This is a genomic window from Pseudogulbenkiania sp. AW2-16, from assembly GCF_056824575.1.
In genome coordinates this window covers 576,510-597,592 of the sequence record NZ_CP157668.1, presented here as the reverse complement: position 1 = coordinate 597,592, position 21,083 = coordinate 576,510, and the positions used below count along the sequence as shown (strand labels likewise).

Genomic DNA, 21,083 nt, shown 5'->3' with positions numbered 1-21,083 from the left:
ATCAAACTGTCGGGCTTCAAGTCCTTTGTCGATTCCACCGCGATCCCGGTGCCGGGCCAACTGGTGGCGGTGATCGGCCCGAACGGGTGCGGCAAGTCCAACGTGATCGACGCGGTGCGCTGGGTGCTGGGCGAGTCGTCGGCCAAGCAGCTGCGCGGCGAATCGATGCAGGACGTGATCTTCAACGGCTCCAGCACGCGCAAGCCGGTGAGCCGCGCCTCGGTCGAGCTGGTGTTCGACAACGGCGACGGCCAGCTCACCGGGCCGTGGGGGCAGTACGCCGAGGTGGCGATCAAGCGCGTGCTGACGCGCCAGGGCGAGTCGAGCTACTACATCAACAACCAGCAGGTGCGCCGCCGCGACATCACCGACCTGTTCCTCGGCACCGGGGTCGGTGCGCGCGGCTACGCGGTGATCGAGCAGGGCATGATCTCGCGCATCATCGAGGCGCGTCCGGAGGAACTGCGCGCCTACCTGGAAGAAGCGGCCGGGGTGTCCAAGTACAAGGACCGGCGGCGCGAAACCGAGAACCGCCTGGCCGACACCCGCGACAACCTGGATCGTATCGGTGATCTGCGTCAGGAGCTGGAGCGCCAGGTCGAAAAACTGACCGAGCAGGCCGAGGTGGCGGCGCAGTTCCATGACTTGAAAGGGGCGCTGACCCACAAGCAGAACCTGCTGGCGCTGGCACGCCGCGAAGAGGCGGCGCGCACCGAGGCCGCCGCGCGCGCCGAACTGGCGCGCATCGAAACCGAGGAAGCGGCGCAGGAGGCGGCGCTGACCCATCTGGACACCGAGCTGGAAACGGTGCGCGAGCAGCACTTCGCCGCCAGCGACGCGGTGCACGAGGCGCAGCAGGCGCTGTTCGAGGCCAACGCCCAGCTGGCGCGCCTGGAAGAGGCGCAGCGCCACCGCGAGCAGAGCCGCGCCCGGCTCACGCGCGAACTGGCCAGCGCCAGCAGCGAGCGGCAAACGTTGGCCGAAAGCCGCGCCCTGGTGGCGGCCCAGCTCGACGACTGGTTGCCGCGCCACGAGGAGGCGCAGCTCAAGCTGGAGGAGGCGCAGCTGGCGCTGGAGGATGGCGCCGACGCGCTGCCGCGCGCCGACGGGGCGTTCCGCCAGGCCGACCAGGCGCTGACCCAGCTCACCAGCCAGCAGGCCAACCTGACGCGCGAGCGCGACCTGGGGCGCCAGCGCATCGAGCATTTGAACCAGGCGCTGCAGCAGCTGGCGACGCGCGAGGCGGCGCTGACGCGCGAGCTGGCCGACCTCAACCTGCCCGAGCCGGCGGCGCTGGCGGCGGCCGAGGCCGAAGTGGCGCGCGCCCGTGCCGCGCTCGACGCGGTGCGTGCCCGCGTGGTGGCCGACGAAGCCAAGCTGGCCGACCTGGCCGCCGAGCGCGAAAAGCTCGACGAGACGCTGGCTGAGCAGCGCGCCCAGTTGGCGCGGGCCGAGGCCGAGGCGGCGGCGTTGCAGGCGGTGCTGGCGCGCGAGGCGGCCGGCGAGCAACTGGCCGGCTGGCTGGCGCAGCAGGGCCTGGCCGAGGCGCCGGCGCTGTGGCAGTCGCTCGACGTCGATCCCGCCTGGCGCGTGGCGCTGGAGGCGGTGCTGGCTGAACGGCTGACCGCACGTGCCGGCCAGTTGCCGGATACCCTGCCGCCGGCCCCGCTCTGTCTGGTGGACAGCGCAATGCACGCCGTGTCGCGTGCTGGCCGGTCCTGGCCGGCACTGCTCGATTGCGTCAAGGCCGATGATGCGTTCGCGGCCGTGCTCGTCGACTGGCTCGCCGGCGTGTACTGCGCCGAGACGCTGGAGCAGGCGCTGGCGCGGCGCGCGGAACTGGCCGCCGGTGAATGCTGGGTGACGCCGCAAGGGCATCGTGTCGGCGCCGCCAGCGTCAGTTTCCACGCCGCCGCCAGCGACGACGGGGTGATGGCGCGCAAGGGCGCGCTCGACGCCGCGCTGCAACGTGCCGCCGAGCTGCAGCCGGCGCTCGATGCCGGCCAGCGCCGGCGCGAAACGCTGCAAAGCCAGAGCGCCATGTTGGCCGAAGCGGTGCGCGCCCAGAAGGGAGCGCTGACCCGCCTCGAAGCCGAGCTCAACGCCGTGACGCTGGAGCAGGTCAAGCTCGACCAGGCGGCGCGCCAGGGTGCGGCGCGGCTCGCCGCGATCGAGGCCGAGCGCCAGCGCATCGCCGACGAGCGCACCCATGCCGCGGAGGAGATCGACGAGGCCGGCATCGGCAGCGAGGAAGCGGCGCTGGTGCTGGAGGAGCTGGTGGAGGCGCTGGAAGACGCGCGGCTGGCGCGGCTCAACGCCGAGACCGGCTTGCAACTGGCACGCAACAAGACGCGCGACGCCGAGCGCCTGGTGCACGAGGCGCGCCTCGAACTGACCACCGCCGAGCAGAAGGTGGGCGAACTGGCGCGCCGCGCCAAGGAACTGGAAGAACGCGACGACCAGCTGGCTGAACGGCTCGAAACGTTGGCCGAAGAGGCCTTGACGGTGGACGAGGCGGTGCCGGAGGAGGCGCTGCAACTGGCGCTGGAACAGCGCGATGAGCGCGACACGCAACTGGCCGAGGTGCGTGACCGCCTCAACGGCCTGACCGAGCAACTGCGCCAGCTCGGCCTGCGCCAGCACGACGTCAGCGCCGCGCTGCCGGCGTTGCGCAACGCCCGCGCCGACTGGCTGCTGAAACACCAGGAGGCGCGGCTCGGCGTGGAGCGCTTCAGCGAGGAGCTGAAGGAAGCCGGAGCCGACGAGGCGGTGCTGTTGGCCGACCTGACCGACGCCATCAAACCGAACACGCTGGCGGCCGAGATCGCGCGCTTGGCGCGCGCGCTGGAAAACCTCGGTGCGGTCAACCTGGCGGCGCTCGACGAGCTGCAGCAGGCACGCGAACGCGGCGACTACCTGGCCAGCCAGTCCGACGACCTGCTGCAGGCGATGGCCACGCTGGAGGAGGCCATCGCCAAGATCGACGGCGAGACGCGCGACATGCTGCAGTCCACCTACGACGCGGTCAACGCCAAGATGAGCGAGTTTTTCCCGACGCTGTTCGGCGGCGGCCGCGCCGAACTGGTGCTGACCGGCGAGGACCTCCTGGACGCCGGGGTGCAGATCATCGCCCAGCCGCCGGGCAAGAAGAACAGCACCATCCACCTGCTCTCCGGCGGCGAGAAGGCGCTCACCGCGATGAGCCTGGTGTTCTCGCTGTTTAGCCTCAACCCGGCGCCGTTCTGCCTGCTCGACGAGGTCGACGCCCCGCTCGACGACGCCAATACCAGCCGCTTCTGCGACCTGGTCAAGCGCATGGCGGAGCGTACCCAGTTCCTCTACATCTCGCACAACCGCCTGACCATGGAGATGGCCGAGCAGCTGGTCGGCGTCACCATGCAGGAACAGGGCGTCAGCCGCATCGTGGCGGTGGACATCGTCGAGGCGCTACAGATGCGCGAGACCGCCTGAAAGCCCATTCCATCAGTCGGCTGCGCCTGCGATAGGCATCCTGGCCGTCAGATGCCCATCCCCAAAACAAACAGCCCGCCAATCAGGCGGGCTGTCGTGATTGCTACGGAGCGCGGGGCTTACTCGGCCTTGACGGCTTCGATCGCCACTTTCAGCACTACGTCGTCGGCGATGGCCGGCAGGAAGGTCTTCATGCCGAAGTCGCTGCGCTTGATGACGGTCTCGGCGTTGGCGCCGTAGGTCTGCTTGCCGGTCATCGGGTTCGGCTTGCCGCCGAACTGGGTGACTTTCAGCGTAACCGGCTTGGTCACGCCGAGGATGGTCAGGTCGCCCTTCAGTGCGGTCAGCTTGTCGCCGGCGAACTCCAGGTTCTTGGACTTGAAGGTGATGGTCGGGTACTGCGCCACGTTGAAGAAGTCCTTGCTCTTCAGGTGCTTGTCGCGATCCGGCAGGAAGGTCTGCAGCGAGTCGGCGTCGATGGTGATGTCGACCGCGCCTTTCTTGGCGGTGCTGTCGAGCTCGACCTTGCCGCTGGTCTTGGTGAAGGTGCCGGACTGGACCGAGAAGCCCAGGTGGTTCACTTCGTACTGGGCAAAGGTATGGGTCGGGTCGACGTTGTAGGTCACCGGGGCGGCGAGGGCGGCGGTGCTCAGTCCGGCCAGGGCGGCGGCGATCAGGGTCTGCTTCATCATGTCTTACTTTCTCCTGCTGGTTGCTTGGAACCTGCTCACGATCCTGCTGCGCGATCCCTGATCGGGGTTCATGTGCACTGCGTGCGAATCTATGGATTCGCTCAGCGATCAGAAATCCTCATGGACGCCATGTCCATTCCGGTTTCTGTGCTGCTCTTCACCCCGCTGAGGGCCGCTCGCGACGGATCGTGAACAGGTCCTACTTGGTCGCGGCCGGGAAAGCCACGCGGAATTTGATCTGCACTTCGTCGGCGACGGTGCCGGTATCGGTCCAGTCGCCTTCACCGATCTTGAAGGCCAAGCGGGACACCGGCATCACGCCTTCCACCACGCTCAGGGCGCCTTGCCGTTTCAGCGTGAACGGCGCGCTGACGTCGCGGGTGATGCCCTTGAGCGTGAGTTTGCCGGTCACCTGGTAGCGGTTGGGGCCGGCGCTCTTGATGCTGCTCGACACGAAGCGCGCGGTCGGGAACTGGCCGGCGTTGAACCACTCCTTCTTCTTGGCCTCGGCTTCCGCGTCGCGCGTCGGCAGGCTGATGCTGCCGGTCTGGATGGTGATGTCGGCCTTGCCGGCCTCCGGCTTGGCCGGGTTCAGCTCGACGTTGGCCGAAAAGCTCTTGAAACCGCCGTCGACCGGCGTGCCCAGTTGTTTCATGGCGAAGCCGATGCGGCTTTGGGTCAGGTCGGCCGGCGCGGCGAAGGCCAGCGGGGTCGCCAGCAGCAGGGCGGCGGAAATCAGCACTCTCATGTCGGGTCTCGGTAGCAAAGTTGTGAAGGTCAGGCGCGCGGCTGTTTCAGGCTCATGCGGAACAGCAGGCCGTCGCGGTCGATGAAGTGGTGCTTGAACGCCACCAGCACGTGGCCGGCCACGGCCAAGGCCAGCGTCCAGTTGAGCAGCTCATGCACTTCCTTGAGCTGGTGGGCCAGGGTCTCGTTGGCCGCGATCAGGTCGGGCAGCGGGATCAGGCCAAGGTAGACCACCGGGATGCCGTAGGCCGAGCTCATCAACCAGCCGGTCAGCGGCACCGCCAGCATCAGCGCGTACAGCGCCAGATGCCCGCCCTTGGCGGCCAGTTGCGCCAGCGGCGACATCGTCCCGGGCAGCGCCGGTGCCGGCCACAGCAGCCGCCCTGCGAGGCGCAATGCCAGCAGCGCCAGCACGCTGATGCCCAGCCACTTGTGCCAGCCGATCAGCTTGAACTTGGTCGGCGACAGCGGCATGCCGGACAGGGTCAGGCCCAGGCCGAACCCCACCATGATCAGCAGCGCCACCAGCCAGTGCAGCAGGATGGACGGGGTGGCGTAACGTTCAGGTCGATTCATTTTCTTGTTTCTCCAAAGCCTGGTTGAGTACCGTCTTCAACCCCGCCAGCTGGTTCGACCAGAGCTGGAGCTGGTCGCGGCTGCACTGGCTGAAGGCCTGGTGCATGTAGTCGCAGTGAGCCGGGAACACCTGGCGGAACAATTCCTCCCCGGCAGCGGTCAGTGAGATGAACACGCTGCGGCGATCCTCGGGCCGCTCCTGGCGCGTCACCACGCCTTTTTCGGCGAGTCGGTCGATCACGCCGGTCAGGGTGCCCTTGGTGATCAGGGTTTTTTCCGAGAGCTCCTTGCAGCTCATGCCCGGCGTGTTGCCGAGCGTGGCGATCACGTCGAACTGCGGCGGGGTCAGGCCGAGTTCGCGCACGTGACGTGCCGAGTACTGTTCGAACGCCTGGAAAGCGCGCACCAGCTCCCGAATGACGGGGAGAACGTCGGTCTTGTAAACGGTATCCACGGGCAGTCCTGTTTTGGTTCGTATTAGTTTAGTTCTAACTAGTACTAAATGACAAGTGCCACGCTTTCCCCGGTGCCAGCAGGCTGCTGGGACACGACGTTGGCGTGAATGGTTCGCCATGAACATGACAAATACGCGCCACCAGAGGCGAAAAGGGCCGGGGCGGATGACAAATCGCTATCGATTTGGCGGTTTTGCTATGGAAGGGACGAGGCGTGAAGTGGTAAGGTTCGGGTGAAACGATTGACAACGTGATAGCTGTGTCAAGCATCCCCTTCCGATATAATGCTTCGGGATTATTCGCCTTAACGCGGACGGGCTAATGAGCGAATTGCAGATAGGTTTACTGGCGTTGGGCGCGGCCGTGGTCGGCCTCGTCTACGGATTCAACGTGTTGCAGGAGTGGCGCTTTCGCAAGAAAACGCGCCAGGCCTTTGCGCGTCATCATGACGACGTGCTGTTGAACGTCCCCAAGAACAACGTGCGCGACGGCGTCAAGGCGACCCGGCTGGAGCCGGTGCTGGTCGACGCGGCCGGCGCCGACAACGAGCCGGAAGCACCGGGCTTCGAACCGGAACTGCCTCCGCTCGACCCCCACGACATCCCCGAACTGCCACGGCTGGACGACGATATCGACCTGGAAGAGGAGACCGATTTCGCCTTCGACTCGGCCGACCACCAGGCCCTGGTGGTGGCGATGCTCGACCCCTCGCTCGACTTCATCGCCGAAGTGGTGTTCCACCAGTCGCATGAACTGGCCGCGATGCCGCGCTTCAACGTCGCCAAGCGCGTGCAGATCATCGGCCGCACCGAAAAAGGCCTGTGGAAGCCGGCCGAGATTCTGCCCGGCACCCGTTACAAGCAACTCAATATCGGCCTGCAGCTGGTCGATCGCGGCGGCGCCGTGACCGAACAGGAGCTGGCGAGCTTCTGCCAGCAGGTGTCGCGTTTCGCCGACGAGCACAACGCCGCGGTCAGCTTCCCGCAGCGCCAGCAGAAACTGGTGGCGGCACGCGAACTGGACCGTTTCTGTTCCGAGGTCGACATGCTGATCGGCATCAACATCGTGCCGCGCCAGCCGATCGACGGCGCACGCCTGCGCAGCTTCAGCGAAGCCGGCGGACTGCAGCTGGAGCCGGACGGCGCATTCCACTACCTGGCCGATTCCGGCAACTCGCTCTACTCGCTGGCCGCCGCCGACCAGACGCCGTTCAGCTACCACAACCTGCTCGACCACTCCTTCGCCGCACTGACGCTGCTGTTCGACGTGCCGCGCGTGGCCGGGGGCGTCGAGGTGTTCGACCGCGCGCTGGAGTTCGCCCAGCAGCTGGCGCACGAGTTTGACGCGCAGCTGGTGGATGACAACCATCGCGTGCTGTCCGACGTTGGGCTGACCCGCATCCGCGACCAACTGCAGCATATCTACGGCAGCATGGACGATCGTGGCATCGCGCCGGGCAGCGTGGCTGCACTGCGCCTGTTTGCTTGAACCAGGATCTTCAGGAATGACCGGCCGGCTCTGATGCCGGCTTTTTTGCTATGGGTTTGACAATGTCGCAATCGAACGAGCGCGAACAGGCGGTGCAGCGCATCGCCGAACTGGTGCCGCTCTTGAACCGCTACAGCCGCGAATACTACGAACGGGATGCGCCGACGGTGCCGGACGCCGAGTACGACCGCCTGTACCGCGAGCTGGAGGCGCTGGAGGCGGCTCATCCCGAGCTGCACCGCGCCGACTCGCCGACCCTGCGTGTCGGCGGCGCGCCGCTGGCCGAGTTTTCCAGCGTGACCCATGCCGTGCCGATGCTGTCGCTGAACAACGCCTTCTCCGACCTCGATGCCGCCGACTCCGAGCAGCGCCACGCCGAGCTGATCCAGTTCGACGAGCGCGTGCGCAAGGCGCTGGGGGCGGCGGAGGTCGAGTACGCGGTGCAGCCCAAGTTCGACGGACTGGCGGTCAGCCTGCTCTACCGCGACGGCGTGCTGGTGCAGGGCGCCACCCGTGGCGACGGTTTTTCCGGCGAGAACGTCACCGAGAACCTGCGCACCGTGCGTGCCATCCCGCTGCGTCTGGCCATCGAACACCCGCCGGCGCTGCTGGAAGTGCGCGGCGAGGTGCTGATGCTCAAGCGTGATTTCGAGCAGCTCAACGCCGAGCAGGCCGCGCGCGGCGACAAGACTTTCGCTAACCCGCGCAACGCCGCCGCCGGCAGCCTGCGCCAGCTCGATTCGCGCATCACCGCGCGGCGCCGGCTGTCGTTCTTCGCCTACGCCATCGCCCAGGTCGAGGGCGCCGACTGGCCGACCTCGCACCAGGCCGAGCTCGACTGGCTGCACCGGCTCGGCATCCCGCTGGTGCCGGCCGACCTGCGCCCGGTGGTGCGTGGCGTGGCAGGGCTCGCCGCCTACTACGAGGCCATCCTGCGCCAGCGTGCCAGCCTGCCGTACGACATCGACGGCGTGGTGTACAAGGTCAACGACCGTGCCCAGCAGGAGGCGCTCGGCTTCGTCTCGCGCGCGCCGCGCTGGGCCATCGCCCACAAGTTTCCCGCCGAGGAGGCGCTGACCCTGGTCGAGGCGATCGAGGAGCAGGTCGGCCGCACCGGCGCCATCACGCCGGTGGCGCGTCTCAAGCCCGTCTTCGTCGGCGGCGTCACCGTCACCAACGCCACGCTGCACAACGAGGACGAGGTGCGGCGCAAGGACGTGCGCGTCGGCGATACCGTGATCGTGCGCCGAGCCGGCGACGTCATCCCCGAGGTGGTCGCCGTGGTGCTGGAGCGCCGGCCGATGCGTCCGGTGGCCAGTGGTGACCTGTTCAGCAGTGGCGACGAGCCGCAATATCCGGCCTACCGTCTGCCGACCACCTGCCCCGTATGCGGCAGCCACGTGGTGCGCGAGGAGGGCGAGGCGATTGCGCGCTGCTCCGGTGGCCTGATCTGCCGCGCCCAGCGCAGCCGGGCGATCCAGCATTTCGCCGGGCGCCGCATGATGGACATCGACGGCCTGGGCGAGCGCTACATCGACAACCTGGTCGAGTTCGGTTACGTCAACAGCGTCGCCGACCTCTACACCCTTCAGCTTGCCGATCTCTTGGAAATGAAGCGTCGCGCCGACGAGCGCGACGGGGTGGTGCCGGAAACGGTGCAGAAGGGCCAGATCGCCACCAAGTGGGCCGAGAACCTGCTCGCCGCCATCGCCGCCAGCCGCCGTCCGACGCTGGCGCGGCTGCTGTTCGCGCTCGGCATCCGCCACGTCGGCGAATCCACCGCCAAGACCCTGGCCGACTGGCTCGGGCGTCTCGCACTGATTCGCCGCGCCCCGGCACCGCTCTTGGCCGCGCTGCCCGACATCGGCGGCGTGGTGGCCGAGGCCATCGCCGACTTCTTCGCCGAGGACAACAACGAGACGGTGCTCGAGGCCCTGCTGCGCCATGTCGAACCTCGGCGACGAGCACGCGCCGTCGCCCAAGTTGGCCGAACGACTGCAGCCGGCGGCGTTGCTGGCGCGGCTCGGCATCCCGCGCCTGACCGAACTGCGCAGCCAGCAGCTGGCCGGCCAGATCGCCGGCCTCGCCGCCCTGGCGGCCTGCGAGCGGCGCGAGCTGATGCAGCTCGATTTGCCAGCCGACGTCTTCAACGCCCTGGCCGATTGGCTCGACGAGCCGGGCCGGCGTGCCGAGCTGAGCCAACTCGCCTCGCTGGTGGACGCTATCCTGGCCGACCTGCCCACGCAGCCGTCTTCGGCCAACCTGGTGCTGGAGGGCAAGACCCTGGTGCTGACCGGCACGCTGCCCACGCTGTCGCGCGACCAGGCCAAGGAGCTGATCGAGGCGGCCGGCGGCAAGGTGGCCGGCAGCGTGTCGAAGAAAACCCACTACGTGGTGGCTGGTGAGGCGGCGGGCAGCAAGCTCGCCAAGGCCGAGGAGCTCGGCGTGCCGGTGCTCGACGAGACCGGCCTGCTAGCGCTGCTGGAGCGGGCGGAGTGAGTCCGAAAACGGAGAACATCATGGCGGAGACGGTGGCGGAAGCGTTCGAGAGGGGGAACCGGCTGGCGGCGGCGGGGCAGTTCGAGGAGGCCATTGCCGCCTTCGACCGCTGTCTTGCTCTCGATGCCGATGACTGGCAGGCGCTGGCCAACCGCGGCAACGCCAGGGTGAAGCTCAAGCGCTATCACCTGGCGCTGGACGATTACCTGCGTGCCGCCGCGCTCAACCCGGCCTCGGGCAGCGTCAAATGTAATCTGGCGGTGCTGCTCAAGGAGCTGGGCGAACTGACGTTGGCCGAAAGCCTGCTGCGCGAGCTGCTGGCGGCACAGCCCGATCATGTCGATGCCTGGAGCAACCTCGGCGTGGTGCTGCAATATGCCCTGCGTTATGACGAATCAGCCGCCTGCCAGCGACGGGCGATCGAGCTGGGCGGGCCATCGCCTGGCCGCTACAACAACTTGGCCAACGCTCTCAGCTGCGCCCTGCGACTGGACGACGCGGAGGCGGCCTACCGTGCCGGGCTGGAATTGGCGCCGGACGACGCCGACTTGCGTTTCAACCTGTCAATCGCCCTGCTGTTGCAGGGACGCTACCTCGACGCCTGGCCCTTGTACGAGGCGCGCTGGTCGTCGGTATTGGTGCCGCGCTACCGCGAACGGCGCTGGCAAGGCGAGCCGCTGGGCGGACGGACGCTGCTGCTATGGGCCGAGCAAGGGCTGGGTGACACCCTACAGATGGCGCGCTTTCTGCCCGTGCTGCGTCAGCAGCAACCCGACGCTCGCCTGGTGCTGGCGGTTCCGCGCACTTTCTTGCGGCTGTTCGGGCAATTCGACCGGGTCGAGCTGATCGACCTCGACGCGGCCGCCCCCCGCACGATGTGCAGGTTCCGCTCATGTCGCTGCCGGGCGTGCTGGGCATCGAGCTGGAGACGCTGCCCACGGCGACTTACCTGCAGGCGCTGCCGGCCCGGCAGACGGGTCTTCCCGTTGCCGAGCCGGGGCGCCTGCGCGTCGGCGTGGTGTGGGAGACCGGCAGCTGGGGCGTCGGCATCGCCGACCACGGCCGGCAGAATAAATCGGTGCCGCTCGAACAGTTCTCTCGCCTGTTCGATATGCCGGGTGTCGACTTCATCTCGCTGCAGCTGGGCGAACTTCCCGCAGGGTTGGAGGAGGGTGCGGGCTCTGCCCATCTCCGACTTTGCCGATACCGCCGAGGTTATCGACCAGCTCGACCTGGTGCTGAGCGTCGACACCTCGGTGGTGCACCCGGCCGGCGCCATGGGAAAGCCATTGTGGGTGCTGATGCGGGCCGAAAGTGCGCCTTTCTTCATGGCCGGCGGCGAGTCCAGCCCCTGGTATCCCTCCATGCGCATCCTGCGTCAGCGCCATCCCGGCGATTGGAGTGAGGTCATTGCGCGTGCAGGTCAAGAATTGGCCGCGCTCGGCTCGGCAAAGCACGCCGCCACGGGGTAAAATCCCCCGATTCCATCAGAGAGCCGTAGAGATGAAGAAAATTACCAAAGCCGTGTTCCCGGTCGCCGGCATGGGCACCCGCTTCCTGCCCGCCACCAAGGCGAGCCCCAAGGAAATGCTGCCGGTGGTCGACAAGCCGCTGATCCAGTACGCGGTCGAGGAGGCCATCGCTGCCGGCATCACCGAGCTGATTTTCATTACCGGGCGCAACAAGCGCTCCATCGAAGACCATTTCGACAAGGCCTACGAGCTCGAAACCGAGCTGGAGTACAAGAACAAGCAGAAGCTGCTGGACCTGGTGCAGGGCATCCTGCCGCCGTCGGTCACCTGCATCTATATCCGCCAGACCGAGGCGCTCGGCCTCGGCCACGCCGTGCTGTGCGCCCGCCCGGTGGTCGGCGACGAGCCGTTCGCGGTGATCCTCGCCGACGACCTGATCGACGGCGAGCCCGGCGCCATGGCGCAGATGGTCGAGACCTTCGACGAGCAGCAGTGCTCGGTGCTGGGGGTGGAAACCGTTGCGCCGGAAGAAACCGGCTCCTACGGCATCGTCGAAGTGCAGCGCGATGCCAATGGCCTGCAACGCATCAGCAGCATCGTCGAGAAGCCGCACCCGGACGTGGCTCCGTCCAACCTCGCCGTAGTGGGACGCTATATCCTGACCCCGCGCATCTTCGACAAACTGGCCAAGACCCAGGCCGGTGCCGGCGGCGAAATCCAGCTCACCGACGGTATCGCCGAACTGCTCAAGGACGAAACCGTGCTGGCGCTGCCGTTCAACGGCGTACGCTACGACTGCGGCTCCAAGCTGGGTTACCTCAAGGCCACCATCAATTACGGTCTGAAACACCACGAGGTCGGCCGTGAATTCGCGGACTATCTCGCTACCTTCAACGCGCGCTGAGCGCTCCGCCCGACGGAACCAGCGCAGCCCCCGTTCGGGGGCTTCTTCTTTGAATGGAGACAACCATGCCCAACGTCGCCGAAGCCCGTGGCATCCTGAACAGCTCGGACATCCTGTTTACCGCCGAAGAGGTCGACGCCGCCGTCGACCGCATGGCGCTCGACATCACCGCCAAACTGGGCGACAGCTACCCGCTCATCCTCTCCGTGATGGGGGGCGCCGTGGTGTTCACCGGCCAGTTGCTGCCGCGCCTGATCTTCCCGCTCGACTTCGACTACGTGCACGTCTCGCGCTACGGCGACAAGACCCAGGGCGGCGAACTGGTGTGGCGTCAGGCGCCGAAGGAAGACGTGCGCGACCGCGTGGTGCTAGTGCTCGACGACATCCTCGATGAAGGCCAGACCATGGCGGCGATCCGCGACAAGGTGATGGAGATGGGCGCGAAGAGCTTCTACAGTGCGGTATTCGCCAACAAATTAATCAGCAAGGAAAAGCCGATCGCAGCCGATTTCGTCGGCCTCGACGTACCAGACCGCTACGTGTTCGGCTACGGCATGGACGTGCGCGGCATCTGGCGCAACCTGCCGGCCATCCACGCGCTGAAATAAGCAAGCTGTAAGCCCCGGCGCATTTTCCCGCCGTCATTATTAAGCCATAATGGCGGCACAATAAGCCTTGCGTGGCCGGCGCTCGCCAGCCACGCTCTTGCCAAGGGGAACCGCCATGCTAGCCATCATCGGCGGCAGCGGGCTTGCCACGCTGCCCATTCTCGAAATTACCCATCGCCAAGTGGTGCGCACACCCTTTGGCGACCCCTCTTGCGCACTCACCTTCGGCCGCATCGGACAGGAAAACGTCGTCTTCCTGGCGCGCCACGGTTTTGGCCACTCCATCGCTCCCCACGAGATCAATTCCCGTGCCAATATCTGGGCCCTGCACAACCAGGGTGTCAGGGGCATCGTCTCGATCGGTTCGGTGGGCGGCATCGCCGTCAACCTGGAAACCGGCATGCTGGTGGTGCCGGACGACATCATCGATTACACCTGGGGACGCAAGCACACCTTCTTCGAAGGGCCGGACAAGCCGGTGGTGCACGTCGATTTCACCCGTCCCTACTGCCCTCATTTGCGCGCCCGCCTGCTGGCCGCGGCCCAGGGTGCAGGGGTGCCGATCGTGGACGGTGGCGTCTACGCCGTCGCCCAGGGCCCCCGTCTGGAGTCGCCGGCCGAGATCCGCCGCCTTGAGCGCGACGGCGCCACCATGGTCGGCATGACGGGTATGCCGGAGGCGGCGCTGGCCAAGGAAATGGGCATTCCCTACGCCCATGTGTGCATGGTGGTCAACAAGGCGGCCGGGCTCCAGCCTGGTGCCGATGAGATCGTGTTCGATCCCGGCGTGCTGCAGCAGTGCAAGAGCCGCATCGATGTTTTGTTGGAAACGCTGCTGGGGTGCACCGGCTAGCCGGCGCAAGCACAGGGTGTGGCTAGTACCCCGCTCAAGAGAGGGCGGGGCAGGAGCCTCATCGGGAGGTTGGCGGCGGAGGGCGGCGATAGCCGTGGATACCCGCCAGCCCTGATGTGCCATCGCCCGGAGAGGTGCTGACACGGTGGCGTGCAGGCTCCCGTCATCCCTGGCTCATCATGGAGAAAACACTATGCCTTCGACACGGTATGAATTTTTTGCGAATCGTTTCCTGCATGGCGAGGATTCACCGTTCCTGTTGCTCGATGGCGATAAAACCATCCATTACCGCGAGTTTTTCGAGCGGGCCGTCCGCCTGCTGAACCATCTGGTCCGCCAAGGTGCGCGCCATGGCGACCGGGTCATCATCGGGCTGGAGAATCGCCCCGAATATCTCGAACTGATCCTGGCCCTCGCCTTGGGCGGGATGACGGCCTGCCCGGTCGATCCGGCGGTGAGCGTGGCCCAGTTGGACAAGGCCAAGCGTGTCGCCAATGCCTCCATGGTGATCACCTCGTACGACCAGCTCGCCTATGCGCTCGACACCTCCATTCCCGACTGCGTTCACCAAGGCGGGATGTCCGATCCGTTCCTGGTGGTCTTTTCCTCCGGCACGACCGGGGCGCCGAAAGGCATCGTTCAGTCTCTGGAAAATTTCTTCGCCGCCGCCAAGGTGTTTGCCGGCGCGGTCGGCCTGCAGCCCGGACAGGTGACCCTGCACAATTGGCCGATGTTCTATAACGCGGGCTTGTTCAACCTGTTTGCTTGCCCCTTGCTCTCAGGCGGTGTCATTGCGGTGGGGAAACGCTTTGCGGCCAAAAACCTGGGCGATTTCTGGGCCGACCTGGCACGATTCCGGCCGGATTCTCTCTACCTGTCGCCGACTATGGCGGCCACGCTCGCCAAGACGTACCGGTTTTTCTCGGCGGATCTCGAGCCCCTCCAGCGCGCGCGCATCATTTCCACCAGTTCGATCCTGTATCCGGCCATCAAGGAAGAATTCCTGCGCGTGCTGGGCGCGCCTTTGCTGCCGTGCTTCGGCATCACCGAGCTGGGCGGGTCGTTCACCATCGGCGACGCCGATAGTGGCCCGTTCTCGGTCGGGAAGGTCATGGCGGACGTGGGCGTGCAGATCGACGATCAGGCCGATGGCGAGTTGCTGGTGCAATCGCCCTATATGGCCCTGGGCTACCTCGCGGAAGGCGGTGGCATCAACTATTTCGACCGCCGGCAACCGTTCCGGACGGGCGACCTGGGCCATGTCAGTGATGGCGAACTTTATATTTCCGGTCGCAAGAAGGACTCCATCAAGAAGGGGGGCGAGATGATCAACCTCGCCGAGATCGAGGACATGGTCCACGCCACCCAACTGTGCGAAGAGTGCTATGCGGTTGGCAAGCCCGACCTGTTCTGGGGCGAAACCTACGACGTGTTCTTCGTGCCACCGGCCGGTGGCAATGCGCAGGCGATCAAGGACGAGCTGAGCCGCCTGTTCAATGCATCGTTGCCGCAGTCGCAACGGCCGGACCAGATTCATGCCGTGAGCGAGGTGCCGCGCACCTCGTCGGGCAAGCCGATCAAGCGGCTCATCAGCTACGAGGTAGCCCAGTGAGCGCATTGCTGACCACGCATGACCCCCGCACCGGACTGCCGGCGGCATCGTATCCCTGCGCCACGCCGGAGCAGGTCGCCCAGGTTTGCCGGCGGGCGCGTGATGCCTTTTTTAATCAATGGCGGGCCGTGCCGTCGATGGAGCGCGCGACGGCGCTACTCAGCGTGGCGGCGTTGCTGCGGGACCGGCTTGAGGAGTTTGCTGCCGCTGAAGCGCGCGATACCGGCAAGCCCCTGGATGTGGCGCGCGGCGAGGTGGCCGGTGCGGCGGGCCTGTGGGAGTACGCGGCGGCGCTGGCCCGGACCGAACACAGCGAGTGCCTGAGCACGGCCACGACCCAAGGGCTGGCCCTGACCCTGCGCGAGCCGATGGGCGTGGTGGGGCTGATCGTGCCGTGGAATTACCCGCTGATCACGGCTGCGGAGCGTATGCCCTTCGCCTTGGCGGCCGGCTGCTGCGTGGTGCTCAAGCCGAGCGAACTGGCAGCCGGCAGCCTGGCGTTGCTGGTCGAGGCGATGGCGAACAACCCCTTGTTCCCGCCTGGGGTGGTGCAGGTGCTGTTCGGCCAGGGCGATGCCGTCGGCCGGGCGCTGGTGGCCAATCCGGACGTCGACATGATCGCCTTCGTCGGCTCCACGGCGGCGGGGCGGGCCATCGAGTCGGCCGCCACGGCCACCGGCAAACGGGTGTCGGCCGAGCTGGGCGGCAACAACCACGTGCTGATCTACCCCGACGCCGACCTGCCGCGGGCGGCGCGGGCGGTGGTGGCCGGCGGTTTTCGCAACGGCGGACAGGCCTGCATCGCCGGCACGCACGTGCTGGTGGACCCGAGTGTTGCGGACGAGTGGGCGGTGCACCTGGAACAGGCGCTGCGCGAACGTTTCCCGGTAGGAGAGGCGGGGACGGCCGCGACGATCCAGCCCATGATTTCCGCCGCGCACAAGCAGCGCCTGCTGGACTTGATCGAACAGGCGCGGCCGGCCGGCTTCGTGCCCTTGCCGGGATCGCTGCTGGACGGGCCGGGCAACTTCCTGGGGCCGGTGGTGCTGGACCGGGTACCCTTGCACTCTCCGCTGCGGCAGCAGGAAATTTTTGGACCGGTCGTCACCGTGATGCGCGTCGAAGCCGATAAATTTCCGGCGATTCTGGCCGATAACCAGTATGGCTTGGCGGTGTATGTGTGGACGGCCGCCACGTCGGCCGCCCTTGCCGCCATCAGGCAGGTTCGGATCGGCCGTATCTGGGTCAACGCGGACCCCGAGTTCTGGCTGCCGGAGCTGCCGGTAGGCGGTTTTGCCGCCTCGGGTATCGGGCGGGAAGGCGGGGTCAAGGCGCTGGACACGTATTCCCTGCCCAAGTCGGTCCTCATTTTTTGATTGAACGGCCTCGGTCGTGAGCAATTCCACCTGTCGGGCCGGTCTCGCCACGACAGTGCGGGCAAACACTTAGGAGTGTGCATATGGGCCAGATTTCCCGCCCGCTTTCTCTGGTTGAAAAACTGAAGCAGGAGTCCGTGCAGGATTTCATCAACCGGTTTCTCTGGAACAAGAGCAACAACGCTCCTTTCGTGGTTGAACTGGATCCAACGACCGCCTGTAACCTGGCGTGCCATGACTGCATCAGCGCCAACCTGCTCAACCAGGGGGGGATAGACAACGAGCGTCTGCTGCGCCTGGCCGAAGAGTTTGCGGAGAGCGGGGTGCGTGCTGTAGTGCTGATCGGCGGCGGCGAGCCGATGGCGCACCCCAAGTTCGGGGCGCTGGTGAGCTCGTTGTACCAGTCCGGGGTCAAGGTCGGGGTCACTACCAACGGCACGCTGATGCATCGCTACATGGACGAGTGCATCACCATGACCAGCTGGCTGCGGGTATCGGTGGATGCAGGCAGTGAAGAAGTGTTCGCCGACTTCCGCCCGCACGCCAGTGGCAAGTCTCAGTTCAACCTGGTGATCGACAATATGCGGCGGATGGCCGAACGCAAGACCGGTCTCTTGGGCTATTCCTTCCTGCTGCTGTCGAAGTTCAATAGCGACGGCAGCCTGCTGCGCAGCAACGCCGTGGATATCGAAAAAGCCGCCCGCCTGGCCAAGGACATCGGCTGCGACTATTTCGAGGTCAAGCCGGCCTTCGACATGATGCACTTCCTGCAGCAGCAGGACCTGTCGGTGGTCGAGATGGTCAACCGCAACCTGAAGGCCATTCACGAGCTGGCCGACGACAACTTCAAGATCATCGCGCCGTTCACCCTGGAAGAGGCGCTGAAAGGCGTTGGCACGCAGATCAAGCCCTACAACCGCTGCCTGACCGCCGAGCTGCGCACGGTGATCACGCCGAGCGGCGCCTACGTGTGCCCGTACCACCGCGGCAACCTCAACATGCGCATCGGCGACGTCGCCAAGACCTCGCTGGAGGAGCTGTGGAAGGGCGATCGCCGGGCCCAGGTGATGACCCGAGTCGATCCGGCCAAGCACTGTACCTTCCACTGCATCCGTCACGAGTCCAATCTGCTGCTGGAGCGCATGGCGGCGGGCGAGGTGGTCGACACCGTACCGGACTTCGACCTGTTCATCTGACCGGGAGCTCCATGGAACCGTTGAGCCGCGAAGAAGTGCTGGCGCTGGGCTTCAGCCACGTCGGTGAAGGGGTGCGTGTTTCGCGCCGCGCCACGTTTTACGATATCTCCGGCGTGATCGGGGATGGCGCGCGTATCGACGATTTCGCCATCCTGACGGGCCATATCGAAATCGGCCGGCTGGTGCACGTATCGCCGTTCTGCTTTCTGGGCGGCACCGGCGGGACGATACGGCTGGGGGACGGGGTGGGCTTCTCCACCCATGTCAGTGTCTTTACCAAGAGCGACGACTATCAGCAGAGGACGGACGGCCCGCGCGACAAGGTTTGTGGCGACGTCGTAATCGGCGATTTCACGATCTTCGGTGCGCAGTGCGTGATCCTGCCGGGGAGCGTGGTCGGCAAGCACTGCTCGGTCGGCATCGGCTGCGTGGTGCACGATACGCTGCCCGATGGCGGCCGCTACGTCAGCATGGGTATCAAATCTGTGCGCCTGCCATGAGGGCGCTTTGTCGAGGGAATATGGAAACCATCAAAGCCTGGATTCTCGATTACCTGCAGTCCGAAGGCGTCGGTGATATCGAAGCCGACAAGCCCCTGTTCGAACAGATCGACTCGTTCAGCGTGGTCGGCTTTCTGCTGGCGTGCGACGAGCGCTTCAGCAGCTTTGCCTCCCTGCCGGTGGAGTCGCTCGGCACGCTGACCGTCGAGGAAATCGCCCGCCGGATCGAGGCGCAACAAGCTCCGGTGTGAGCCTGGAGTGGGGGATATCGCTCCGCATGAGAGGCGAGCCCCTTTCGAATGAGGCATGGTTTGATGCTGGATAAAAATACCTTCGACGCGGCATTGCGGCCTGGCGTGCGTGCCTCCCTCGCCGGCGCGAACCAGGCGCTGCGACGGGCCGAGGCTGAAACTTTCGGCCGCCTGCTCGATGAGCGGGGTGACTTTCTCCCCGGCGCCAGTTTCCGGCGTGATTGCCCGCAGTGCGGCACAGCGCACGAGCGGGCAGCTGTGCTGCTGCGGGCTCACGGCATGCAACTGGTGCGCTGCCCCGAATGCCGGCTGGTGTACAGCCGGGAGGTCATCGATCGCGACTTCGAACGGCAGCGCTATCAGGACAGTTCGGCGAGCCAGGCCAATCTCGAGCTCAAACACGACCCGTTCTATGCCGCGCTCGAGCGCGACAAGGCGGCCTACGTGGCCGGCCGGCTGAGTGAGCTGGCGGGGCCTGGTCGTCTGCTGGATATCGGCTCCTCGTCAGGCGCCTTGCTGCGCACGGCGGAAGAGGCGGGGTGGCAGTCCTTCGGCATGGAGATCAATCCAGCAGCTGTGCAAGCCTGCCGGTCGGCCGGGCTCTCCGCCGTCTGCGGCGAATACCCGTGCGCCCTGCCTGAAGAGTGGGGGCCGTTCGATGCAATCGCGCTGCTGGACGTGCTGGAGCATGTCGCCGATCCGCTGGCCTTCCTCGATCGCGTCAGCCAGGATCTCAAGCCGGGGGGCTGGCTGGTGGTGCAGGTGCCCAATTTCAGCAGCCTCCTGCTGACCATCGAGGGCGTGCATAACAACAATATCTGCCACGGTCACTGGAGCTATTTCGAGCCGGCGACCTTGCCGGCCCTGCTGGTGCACGCCGGCTTCGAAATGCGCTGGTTCGAAACCTACATCAGCGAGCTCGACCGGGTGCTGGCATACCCGGACGAGCAGGTCGCGGCGGCCTGGGAGCAACTGACGGGACAGACCTTGGCCGAACCCCGAGACCTTCAAGTCGAGCAATTGCACACCCGGATGCTGGGCTACAAACTGTTCGGCCTGTTCCAGAAAGTCGCGACGTGAATCTTTCCCGCATCCCCTTCGGCAAACCGTTCATCGTCGGCAAGGAGTTGTTCTACATCGCCCAGGCGGTGATGAGCAGTTCGATCGCCGGCGACGGCGCCTATACCCGCAAGTGCCAGCAATGGCTGGAAGAGCACCTCAAGGCACGCAAGGTCCTGCTGACCCACTCGTGCACAGGCGCCCTGGAGATGGCGGCGATCCTGGCCGGTATCGGCCCCGGTGACGAGGTGATCATGCCCTCGTTCACCTTCGTGTCGACGGCCAACGCCTTCGTCCTGCGCGGTGGCGTGCCGGTCTTCGTCGACATCCGCCCCGACACGCTCAACCTCGACGAGAGGCTGGTCGAGGCCGCCATTACCGAGAAGACCAAGGCGATCGTGGCGGTGCACTACGCCGGCCAGCCCTGCGCCATGGAGGCGCTCAAGGCGCTGTGCCGCAAGCACGGTGTGCGGCTGATCGAGGATGCGGCGCAAGCCATCCTGGCCCAATCCGACGGCCAGGCGCTGGGGACGATCGGCGACCTGGGGTGCCTGAGTTTTCACGAAACCAAGAACATCATCAGCGGCGAGGGCGGGGCCCTGCTGATCAACGATCCCGAGCTGATCGACCGCGCCGAGGTCATCTGGCAGAAGGGCACCAACCGCAAGGCCTTCTTCCGTGGCGAGGTCGACAAATACACCTGGGTCGACATCGGCTCCTCCTTCCTGCCCAGCGAGCTGACGGCTGCCTTTCTCTACGCTCAGCTGGAGCAGGCCAGGCGCATCAACGCGCATCGGCGCTCGCTGTATGACCGGTACATGGACCTGCTGACGCCGCTGGTGCGGGAAGAGCATTTCGCGCTGCCGATCAATCCGGGGGAGCACCCCGAGAACGGCCATATCTTCTACCTGGTCTGCCGGAGCGAAGAGAAGCGCGACGGCCTGATCGATCATCTGCGCAGCCAGGGCATTTCGGCGGTATTCCACTACGTGCCGCTGCATGATTCGCCTGCGGGCATGCGCTTCGGGCGGACGGCGGGCGGCCTGCCGGTGACCGAGCGCGTGTCCCGCTGCCTGGTGCGCTTGCCCCTGTACTCCGAAATGACCGTGGAACAAGTACGCCGCGTGTGCCAGGAAATCGGCGCCTTCTTCACCGCCGATGCGGCATCGCCATCCCCTTACTGAACTTACCTGACCGGGCCATCATGTCTCAAGCCAGCGCTTCCTCTCCGAGCCAATCCGCTCCCTACTACGTTTATGCCCCGCCATATCGCGAGACTTCCGGGGGGTGAGGGCGCTCCACTACCTGTGCCATGAGCTGAACC

The 21,083-nt window shown here is 66.1% G+C and carries 17 protein-coding genes and 1 pseudogene; 14 read left to right on the top strand and 4 right to left on the bottom strand.

The window, feature by feature from the left end; translation table 11 throughout:
• The first annotated feature begins 48 nt into the window (after positions 1-48).
• Positions 49-3,471, top strand: a complete 3,423-nt coding sequence (smc, locus tag ABKF58_RS02870) for a chromosome segregation protein SMC (RefSeq protein ID WP_482584323.1) — start codon at positions 49-51, stop codon at positions 3,469-3,471.
• Between the two features lie 119 nt (positions 3,472-3,590).
• On the opposite strand, the gene ABKF58_RS02865 is transcribed toward smc, so the two are convergent.
• The 4 genes from ABKF58_RS02865 to ABKF58_RS02850 form a co-directional block, all read right to left on the bottom strand.
• On the bottom strand, positions 3,591-4,163 hold the full coding sequence (locus ABKF58_RS02865) for a YceI family protein (RefSeq protein WP_482583311.1): 573 nt from the start codon (positions 4,161-4,163) through the stop codon (positions 3,591-3,593).
• 199 nt (positions 4,164-4,362) lie between these two features.
• The gene (locus ABKF58_RS02860; protein ID WP_482583310.1) at positions 4,363-4,911 is read right to left on the bottom strand and encodes a YceI family protein; all 549 of its coding nucleotides are present in this window, start codon (positions 4,909-4,911) and stop codon (positions 4,363-4,365) included.
• 29 nt (positions 4,912-4,940) lie between these two features.
• Entirely contained in the window at positions 4,941-5,486 is a 546-nt protein-coding gene (locus ABKF58_RS02855; protein WP_482583309.1) for a cytochrome b, read from the bottom strand.
• Positions 5,473-5,940: a MarR family winged helix-turn-helix transcriptional regulator gene (locus ABKF58_RS02850; RefSeq protein WP_482583308.1), complete on the bottom strand. Its 468-nt coding sequence runs from the start codon at positions 5,938-5,940 to the stop codon at positions 5,473-5,475. The genes ABKF58_RS02855 and ABKF58_RS02850 overlap by 14 nt, the downstream gene beginning before the upstream one ends.
• Before the next feature lie 322 nt (positions 5,941-6,262).
• On the opposite strand from ABKF58_RS02850, the gene ABKF58_RS02845 reads away from it, so the two are divergent.
• From ABKF58_RS02845 to rffA, 13 genes and pseudogenes are all read left to right on the top strand, one after another.
• The gene (locus ABKF58_RS02845; RefSeq protein WP_014085833.1) at positions 6,263-7,429 is read left to right on the top strand and encodes a cell division protein ZipA C-terminal FtsZ-binding domain-containing protein; all 1,167 of its coding nucleotides are present in this window, start codon (positions 6,263-6,265) and stop codon (positions 7,427-7,429) included.
• A gap of 50 nt (positions 7,430-7,479) precedes the next feature.
• A pseudogene (gene ligA / locus ABKF58_RS02840) lies at positions 7,480-9,928 on the top strand (NAD-dependent DNA ligase LigA).
• Positions 9,925-11,400, top strand: coding sequence for a tetratricopeptide repeat protein (locus tag ABKF58_RS02835; RefSeq protein WP_482583307.1), 1,476 nt, complete (start codon positions 9,925-9,927; stop codon positions 11,398-11,400). The pseudogene ligA and the gene ABKF58_RS02835 overlap by 4 nt, the downstream one beginning before the upstream one ends.
• Positions 11,401-11,431: 31 nt before the next feature.
• A complete protein-coding gene (gene galU / locus ABKF58_RS02830) occupies positions 11,432-12,304 on the top strand; it encodes a UTP--glucose-1-phosphate uridylyltransferase GalU (protein ID WP_482583306.1) in 873 nt (290 codons plus the stop codon).
• Between the two features lie 65 nt (positions 12,305-12,369).
• Complete coding sequence (locus ABKF58_RS02825; protein WP_008955600.1) at positions 12,370-12,912, top strand: hypoxanthine-guanine phosphoribosyltransferase; 543 nt, start codon at positions 12,370-12,372, stop codon at positions 12,910-12,912.
• A gap of 115 nt (positions 12,913-13,027) precedes the next feature.
• A complete protein-coding gene (locus tag ABKF58_RS02820) occupies positions 13,028-13,765 on the top strand; it encodes an S-methyl-5'-thioinosine phosphorylase (protein WP_482583305.1) in 738 nt (245 codons plus the stop codon).
• Between the two features lie 193 nt (positions 13,766-13,958).
• Entirely contained in the window at positions 13,959-15,377 is a 1,419-nt protein-coding gene (locus tag ABKF58_RS02815; protein WP_482583304.1) for a class I adenylate-forming enzyme family protein, read from the top strand.
• A complete protein-coding gene (locus ABKF58_RS02810) occupies positions 15,374-16,753 on the top strand; it encodes an aldehyde dehydrogenase family protein (protein WP_482583303.1) in 1,380 nt (459 codons plus the stop codon). The genes ABKF58_RS02815 and ABKF58_RS02810 overlap by 4 nt, the downstream gene beginning before the upstream one ends.
• Before the next feature lie 83 nt (positions 16,754-16,836).
• Entirely contained in the window at positions 16,837-17,949 is a 1,113-nt protein-coding gene (locus tag ABKF58_RS02805; RefSeq protein ID WP_482583302.1) for a radical SAM protein, read from the top strand.
• A gap of 11 nt (positions 17,950-17,960) precedes the next feature.
• Complete coding sequence (locus ABKF58_RS02800) at positions 17,961-18,449, top strand: acyltransferase (protein ID WP_482583301.1); 489 nt, start codon at positions 17,961-17,963, stop codon at positions 18,447-18,449.
• Positions 18,450-18,469: 20 nt separating this feature from the next.
• Positions 18,470-18,700, top strand: a complete 231-nt coding sequence (locus ABKF58_RS02795; RefSeq protein WP_014085842.1) for a hypothetical protein — start codon at positions 18,470-18,472, stop codon at positions 18,698-18,700.
• A 63-nt stretch (positions 18,701-18,763) separates the two neighbouring features.
• Positions 18,764-19,780, top strand: a complete 1,017-nt coding sequence (locus tag ABKF58_RS02790; RefSeq protein WP_482583300.1) for a methyltransferase domain-containing protein — start codon at positions 18,764-18,766, stop codon at positions 19,778-19,780.
• Positions 19,777-20,943, top strand: a complete 1,167-nt coding sequence (rffA, locus tag ABKF58_RS02785) for a dTDP-4-amino-4,6-dideoxygalactose transaminase (RefSeq protein ID WP_482583299.1) — start codon at positions 19,777-19,779, stop codon at positions 20,941-20,943. The genes ABKF58_RS02790 and rffA overlap by 4 nt, the downstream gene beginning before the upstream one ends.
• The last annotated feature ends 140 nt before the right edge of the window (positions 20,944-21,083 follow it).